The following is a 7,186-nucleotide window of genomic DNA, read 5'->3' as shown; positions in this document are numbered from 1 at the left end:
CGTCAAACGCACGGCCAGGGCGTGGTCCTACAAAGAGCAGTTGCGTGAGATCCTTGATCGAAAGCAGATCAACGTTGTGCGAACCATGCTGGATCACTGGTGCACATGCGTGATGCGCTCCAAGGTCGAACCGATGAAGGACGTTGCCAAGATGATCCGCGCTCATATGGAAGGCATCGTGGCCTGGGCGCAGACACGCCAGACCAACGGATTCCTCGAAGCCATCAACGGTTTGTTCCAGGCATCCAAGCGTCGTGCGCGTGGGTTTACGCGAATCACAACGATCAAGACTGTCATCTTCTTGATCGCCGGGAGACTCGACTTCCACGCTATCAATCCTCATGCTGGGCAACCCACTTGAAATTCATCAGAGCCCAATTTATAAATGACGCGCTACGTGGTGCAACCTCAAAATTTCAACATCATCACCGCGAACACGATAAATGGCGATGTAGTTTTTGTGCAGAACCAACTCACGCGTACCTGGAACTCGACCGGCCCTGCCCATACCTGGATGAAGCTGAAGCTTGGTCACAGCATCCTGCAACTCGATCACAAAACTGCTCGCTCGCGTTGGATTGTCTTTGGCGATATAACTTGCAATTTCGTCCGCAGAGCGAAATGCCGTCTTGGTCCACTTGATCGACATCAATCAAGCAACGTATTTTGAGAACACCGCCTTGACCTGTTCATCTGTGGCAAATTCGCCAGCATCAGCCTCTTTGATGCCTTCCTGAATGTCACGAATTTGCCAAGATTCACTTTGCACATAGTTGGTCAGCGCATCAATCGCCAAAAAGCTCTTGGTTCTTGCCGTTGCCTTGGCCAGCTCTTCAATCTGGTTGTAAAGCGCCTCGGGCAGCCGTACATTGATGGTTCTTGCGCTCATGATGCAACACTCCTGTGCCCGTGTAATACAACACATTATCCACATTACAGATCAAAGTTTGCAACAAAAAAACGCGGCACCTCGGTGCCGCGCTTTGTAAAAAGTAAATGCCGCTTAAGCCGCTGGCTGCCCTTGTTCAGCGCGCGCTGCACACGGATTCAGGATGTACTCAACTCGGTGTCGCCATGCTGCTGGGCTTTGCTCAAAACCTGAAAGACAAGTCAAGGGATACCAATGTTCAATTCACTGGAATTCTGTGCAACGTTGCCAACGCCTGTAAGCGTGTTTTCATCAACTCCCCTATGCGTGCAATCGAAAATTGCTGTTGCGCAAATGCTTTAACACCGTCAGAAAAACCCGCTTGCTGCGCACGTTGGCGGGCCAAGACCATTTGGCGTGCAGCATCCGATACCGACGGCTCTGCCCATGTGGGTGCATCGACTGCCTCAACAAAGGGATACTCCCCGGCTTTCACAGGAACCTCTTCATAAGACACCGGAAAACTCCATTGCGGGTGCATGAAATCAGCGTTGCCGGAATAGGCCGTGGCAATCACGGGTTTGCCATACAACATCGCCTCTGCCAGCGTGCGGCCAAAGCCTTCGGCCCTGTGCAAAGACACATAGGCATCACAAGCATCCACCAAGCCCAACACATCTTGCCGATCCATGGTTTCAGTGATCAGCTTGATACGCTTGTCTTTGCTGCACCGCTTCAAAAATGCCAGCCACAAAGGATCTTTCTTGCGCACATTCATCACCTTGAGCACCAAACCGACATCTGTTTGCGTTTTATCAAACGCCTGTTCAAAAGCCGAAAGGATGGCATCCGGATTTTTTCTTGCAAGGTGAGAGTTGAAATCAAAAATGAACAGGAACAAGAACAGTCCCGCAGGCAAACCGAATGCGCTGCGAGGCTGCGAGCGTCCTCGATCCACAGACACTGGCAAAGGCATCAGCTGCACGGGCTTGTCTGTCGATTTTTTGTAAGTAGCTCCGGTAAATTCGCTGCCTGTCCACAACTCATCCACCAAGTCAAAGGCCTCATTCCAGGCCTTCGGCCAGACAGGCAACTCCCAAGGCCACCAACCGATGTTGATGTGGCTGCGCAGCAGTTGGGGGCCCATGCGCAAAAACACCCGCGAAACCATGTCAAAGCCGGGCACGCAAAACACATTGAATGCATAAGGTGCTTGCACCCCGCTACGGTCAACCTGCTGCTTGAGCACATCATCGGCTTGACGCAAATCCTTGCCCGCATCAATGTTGACGATGCGGTAAGGAATACCGGCAGACTCACATGCTTCAACGGCCATGCGCAGATCTTCACCAATGCCCAACTCGCCATAGGCGAACCCGTACAGATTGACCCCAAACGGATGCTGCGTCAAAGGCAAAGGCGTTGAATACGCCACCTCTTGAGGCGCTGCCGCTTTGCCCAATCGCAGCCAATGCCATGGCCCCTTGTCTTTTTGAGCCTGCTCAGCCCATGCCTGGAGTTTTTTCACACCGGCATCGGTGGACAAATCATGGCGTGCAGCCAAATCAGATGAAAGCCCATGTGTCAACAGGGCAAACCTGGGCAACACACTTGGAGCTTGCGCGGGTACAACCACCTCTTGCAGCAACCAATGCCGCCAACGGCTGGCCAGCATCGACTGCAACTCAAATGTTGGGGCAGCCACCACAAAAAACCAGCCGATAAAGCGTTCTCGCGTCAAGGCATTCGTCAAGGGCATTGCTTTTTGCAAAGACACATCCAGCATGTGCCAGACAATGCGCATGAACAACGTGACAGCGGGCACCGCATCCACACCTCGCTCGTCATCCAATGGCAAGGGTTTATCCAGCAAACGCAACAACTGGTCATCCACCAGGGACTGCAACAAGTGCTCTCTAATGCCAATGGCGTAAAACCAGCCGGCCACTGCCAAGACATCGAGCTGACCATTGACCGTGAATTTCTCCACCACGTCGGGCCTGAATTGCAAGACCATGGCGAGCGCTTGCTGCACAGGCAGCTCTGCCGTCCCCAACTTGATAGATCCCCTGGGCTCGGACATCTTTGTCAGGTCGGCCGATGTCAGCGTCGCCCAAGCTGGATATTCAGAACGACCACGTACCAACCACCAATGGTCAAACGAAGCAGGTGCAGGCTGCAAACCTGCCGACTGCCCTTTGCGCACATCGTCTCTCAATCGCCAAACAAAACGCTTGGCCAGTGGCAAAAGGTCAGCATCCCTCTCAAACATCAAGCGCTTTCATTGGCCGGTCAGTTGAGACAGCATTTTTTTGAAAAACAAAAGTGTTGGACAGCATCTTGCTTTCTTCGCCCACCATGCTGTCTTCCCGAATCTCCAGACAGCGACAACCCGCCTCATCCACAATTTTGAAAATTTCATGCTGCGGCAAAAAATGCATCTCCAGCGTTTTGGGGGCAGGCGTATTCAAATAACGATCCACCTCAAACAAATAGCCGTTTCGGTAGGTTGGAATCTGCAAATAAGCAACGCCTGCGGGCTTGAGACAGCGAAGCAATGTACGCAACATCCACGCCATCACAGGCGGTGGATTGTGTTGCAAAGTGATGACTGAAAACACCGCATCCACTTGGGGCAGTTCGTTCAAAGTCCGGATATCTGCCAAATGCTTCAATGCCACATTGCTGCGGCCCTCATTGGCCAAATGCGCACGGGCAATCTCCAAGTGATGCATGGAAATGTCTGTCGCCAAAACCGTGTCTACTGTCTGCGCCAAATAGTTGGTCACACGGCCAACCCCACATCCCACTTCCAGACACAGTCCAATCAAATTGGGGTTGACATGATTGCGGCGAAGTGCAGCAAAAAATAAATCAGCGCTGTACTTGCCTGATTTAAAGAACTGCTCTTTGTGGGATTCAAACTGATCCATGTGGTACTGGGGCTGCGTGACCACAGACCAATAAGGATCTGTCTCGCCCAAATACTCCCACTCTTGATGAATGCGCTCAAACATTTGAGACAGTGCTTCATCACTGACATCCACCTCAACAGGAATACTCGGCATGGTGAACGGGTGACGTTGGCGCACAAACTGCTGAGAACCTAATAGCTCACCCATACGCTGTTGAAACTCTGCAGAGCCAATAAACACCTCACGCAACTTGGCCACGGTATGCACTGTCTGACACAAGTTGTTGACAACATCCGAGTTTTCCGGGTCGCGCCCCAACATCAAACGGTAAGCCAGAACAACATCATCGTGAGTCAACAAAATCTTCCCCTCATTTTTATTTTTAACGGCCTTATGGCCACAATAGACCGGGGATCATAACCATGTAAGGGCAAACCGCATGATGCGCGTCGTTCCACTTGAAAACACCCGAAACCCCAAGCGCACATGGGTAGCACCATCGGGCACCACCCACTCCTGGTTTTTATTCGTCTCAAACATCATGTCTGCCAACAATTTGCCGCCTTCTGACTCAAAGCGAACCAACAAATCTACAGGCAAACCGGGTCCTTCGACCACATGAAACTTCAAACCAGAAACACCACCCAACTCATGCAGGGCCACCCTGTTTTCCGCCCAAATCGTGGCGTAGTCGCCATCTGGTATTTCAGACACCAAATGCCAACCAAACTTGTCCAGCGTGCCGTGCAAAGCTTGGCCCTCGCCTGCTGAACCAAATGCCTCTGACAGCTTTTGCAGACGCCAAGCAGGTTTGCCCAACCAAGTGGGCATGTGCACCGGCATGGCCTCAGCTTTGGCATAGAGCTCGTCAATACTGTGGCCTTTGTTCAGCTCTAAATCGTCCACCACAGCAGACACCTCGGCTTGGGGCAAGCCATGCCGCCATGCGTCTTGGCAATAGCTAAAAGCGTCTAAGGCTATAGCCCCTGCTGCCATGCCCTCGGGCAAAGGCTGGGGCGAAGCTACCAAGCCTAACCACTCGGCCACTGACACAGCAGCAAGGCGCTCGGCCTTTAGCACCGCACAGCGGGCCTGCACATGGGCCATGGGCCTGTAAACCGCCTCTTGCTTGACCCACTTTGGCCCTGATGCATCCGCACAAAACATAGCTGCTTTACCCAGCACTGGCGCATCACAGTAGCGTGTGCCTAAAAGCAGGTCTAGCAAATAGTTAGGGCCGTAATAGTCGTTGGCATGCCAGCCTGCGGCCCACTGCGCGCCTGCCAGCACAATGGCCAAGTCCTGCTCTGCAAGCGCCTGGGGCATACAGCTGATGCGTTCGTCAGTTAGGGCGCTCTGCATGGCGTTCATCTCTGAACCGTCTGCCAAGACCAACACAGCACGCCAATCTACCCCTTCTTGGGCAAGTAGCATTTGCTGAATACGCTGCAACTCTGCCAAAGTGGTCACAGCGACCACCACACACACATTAGGCAGGGTTTGTTTTTGCTCTGGGCGCCCAAACACAATGCTGTACACACGCTCTAGCCTGTGTGAATAGGTGTGTTCTAGCAATACCTTGCGCACACCGGCCAAGGCCACTTTGCTGCGTAAAACGGGGTTATTTACCAGCGCTTGCAAGCGCTGGCGAATTTCATCGGCGTTATCACTGGTGATGACCAAATCGCCAAACAAGAATCGAATACCGGGCGATTCGTTGCTGATGGTGACCGTGCCCGAGCCCAGAAGCTCAAACACACGACGTGCAAACATAGAACCCGAGTTTTTAACCGTATTGAGGTTAATGCCGTATACATAGCCTTTATACGCAATATCTATTTTATCTGAAGACAATGAACCTTTTATGAAAGGCTGGTATTTTTCTGGAAAACGATAATTAGTGTCAGAACTCTTGTGATAACGATCATAGATTGCCACTGGACATACAGTAGAAATGCTATCAATCACTCGCTCTAAGTCCAGTGCCCTTTGTGGATAACGAATGTAATAAGAACCGGCAAAACAAGCTTCATTGTAGCGAGGATCATGTTCTATCGGACAATTCAAATTAGGTTGGCAAGCAAATGGCAACAAATATACCCTTGAATGACCTAAAATTTTTTTATAAAAAGGTATGCTTTCCGCATCTGTTGTAAATACGAAATCAAATAAACATCCTGACTGTAAAAAACGATGAAAATGAATAGGGTCTTCCTTACACCAAAAAACACTAGGAATACCCTGAGCGGCACAGAATTTGATCAACTCAAGAAGTTCATCAGAAATTTTACTTATTTTTTGATTCCATGCTCCTAAAGCCCCAAACCAAGCTGACTCGATTAATAAAATTTGTGGCGAAAATTTGGAAATATCATTTTTAAAATCGCAAGTAATATTAAAAAAATCACCTTCCGGAGCAAAGCAATAATATGAAAAATTATCGAGGATTGAACAAACTGTAGCCAAAATGACCTCTATTCCAAATAAAGAAATCCGAATTCATAACCTCTTCAATCAATTTAAAAGCATCAATTTTATTCAAAGCAACATGACCATTTTTATATAGATCATTAGCATAAAGCTCAATGGAAATATTAATATTAGAAATACCTTTAATGTCTTCCACGAATGGTAAAATATGAGATAAATAATGATGATTATCAAAAATAGAACAAACTAAACGTATATGTTTAGACTTACCCTCCCTCAAAAAATGAAGAGGCTCGATCAAATTAACATCAATAGTCTTTTTAAGAATATTATTGCAGACATATCGGCTACCTGGATGTTTACTCAAATAGAGTTGAGGACACTCTGAAATTGCCTTAGAACCAGCAATCAAAGAAGAAAGAATTATGGCTGCATAACCCCCCATAGAAGAACCATAAAATAGCACATCACGCAAACTTAATTTATCTTTCAACTCAACTATTTTTTCAGCTAAAATTTCAATGGTTGACTCACCATCAGGAGATATAAACCAAGAACCCATCGACTCCAAATACAAAAGAAGATTTTGATACGGATCACTAATAAATAAAACATTATATTTATCAGAAAAGTCAGAAGACCAAGATTTTCTTGGGTAATATGGATAATTTTTACCCCCATTAACAGATGGGAGAAAAACTAACAATTTATCACTGTTATCCGACTCGAAGAATAAATTCTCACAGTATTCTGTAATATTGCTATTTAAATTCAAAATTTTCCCCAAATATTTTTAAGCCACGTCTGAAAAATAAGATTTTATCAAAGGTTTAAATTTTTATTTTTTTCAAGTTATTTATTAAATAGTTTTAAAGATTGAAAGGTTGAAAGGTTGAAAGGTTGAAAGGTTGAAAGGTTGAAAGGTTGAAAGGTTGAAAGGTTGAATTCAAGTACAAGTCACACTATTTTTAAA

At 47.9% G+C, this 7,186-nt stretch carries 7 protein-coding genes; 1 reads left to right on the top strand and 6 read right to left on the bottom strand.

The annotated features are described in order from the left end of the window. Positions 1-361 (top strand): transposase (locus AMM33_RS20995; RefSeq protein ID WP_194945640.1); only part of this gene is annotated, 361 nt, incomplete at its 5' end. 18 nt (positions 362-379) lie between these two features. Here AMM33_RS20995 and AMM33_RS20990 read toward each other — a convergent pair. The 6 genes from AMM33_RS20990 to AMM33_RS22230 form a co-directional block, all read right to left on the bottom strand. Then, entirely contained in the window at positions 380-649 is a 270-nt protein-coding gene (locus tag AMM33_RS20990; protein WP_090143184.1) for a type II toxin-antitoxin system RelE/ParE family toxin, read from the bottom strand. Between the two features lie 3 nt (positions 650-652). Continuing rightward, positions 653-889, bottom strand: coding sequence for a CopG family ribbon-helix-helix protein (locus AMM33_RS20985; RefSeq protein ID WP_090143183.1), 237 nt, complete (start codon positions 887-889; stop codon positions 653-655). Between the two features lie 238 nt (positions 890-1,127). Then, positions 1,128-3,140: a glycosyltransferase gene (locus AMM33_RS20980; protein ID WP_090143182.1), complete on the bottom strand. Its 2,013-nt coding sequence runs from the start codon at positions 3,138-3,140 to the stop codon at positions 1,128-1,130. Further along, entirely contained in the window at positions 3,133-4,140 is a 1,008-nt protein-coding gene (locus AMM33_RS20975; RefSeq protein WP_194945639.1) for a class I SAM-dependent methyltransferase, read from the bottom strand. Before AMM33_RS20975 ends, AMM33_RS20980 begins: the two co-directional genes overlap by 8 nt. Before the next feature lie 57 nt (positions 4,141-4,197). Continuing rightward, positions 4,198-6,249 (bottom strand): CgeB family protein, encoded by a 2,052-nt coding sequence (locus AMM33_RS20970; protein WP_090143180.1) that lies wholly within the window; start codon positions 6,247-6,249, stop codon positions 4,198-4,200. Continuing rightward, positions 6,221-6,919: an alpha/beta fold hydrolase gene (locus AMM33_RS22230; protein ID WP_194945638.1), complete on the bottom strand. Its 699-nt coding sequence runs from the start codon at positions 6,917-6,919 to the stop codon at positions 6,221-6,223. Before AMM33_RS22230 ends, AMM33_RS20970 begins: the two co-directional genes overlap by 29 nt. Between the last annotated feature and the right edge of the window lie 267 nt (positions 6,920-7,186).

It is taken from the genome of Limnohabitans sp. DM1 (assembly GCF_001269385.1).
Lineage (GTDB): Bacteria > Pseudomonadota > Gammaproteobacteria > Burkholderiales > Burkholderiaceae_C > Limnohabitans_A.
Note: the sequence above shows the minus strand (reverse complement) of the source record. Positions and strands in the feature narration are given on the sequence as shown.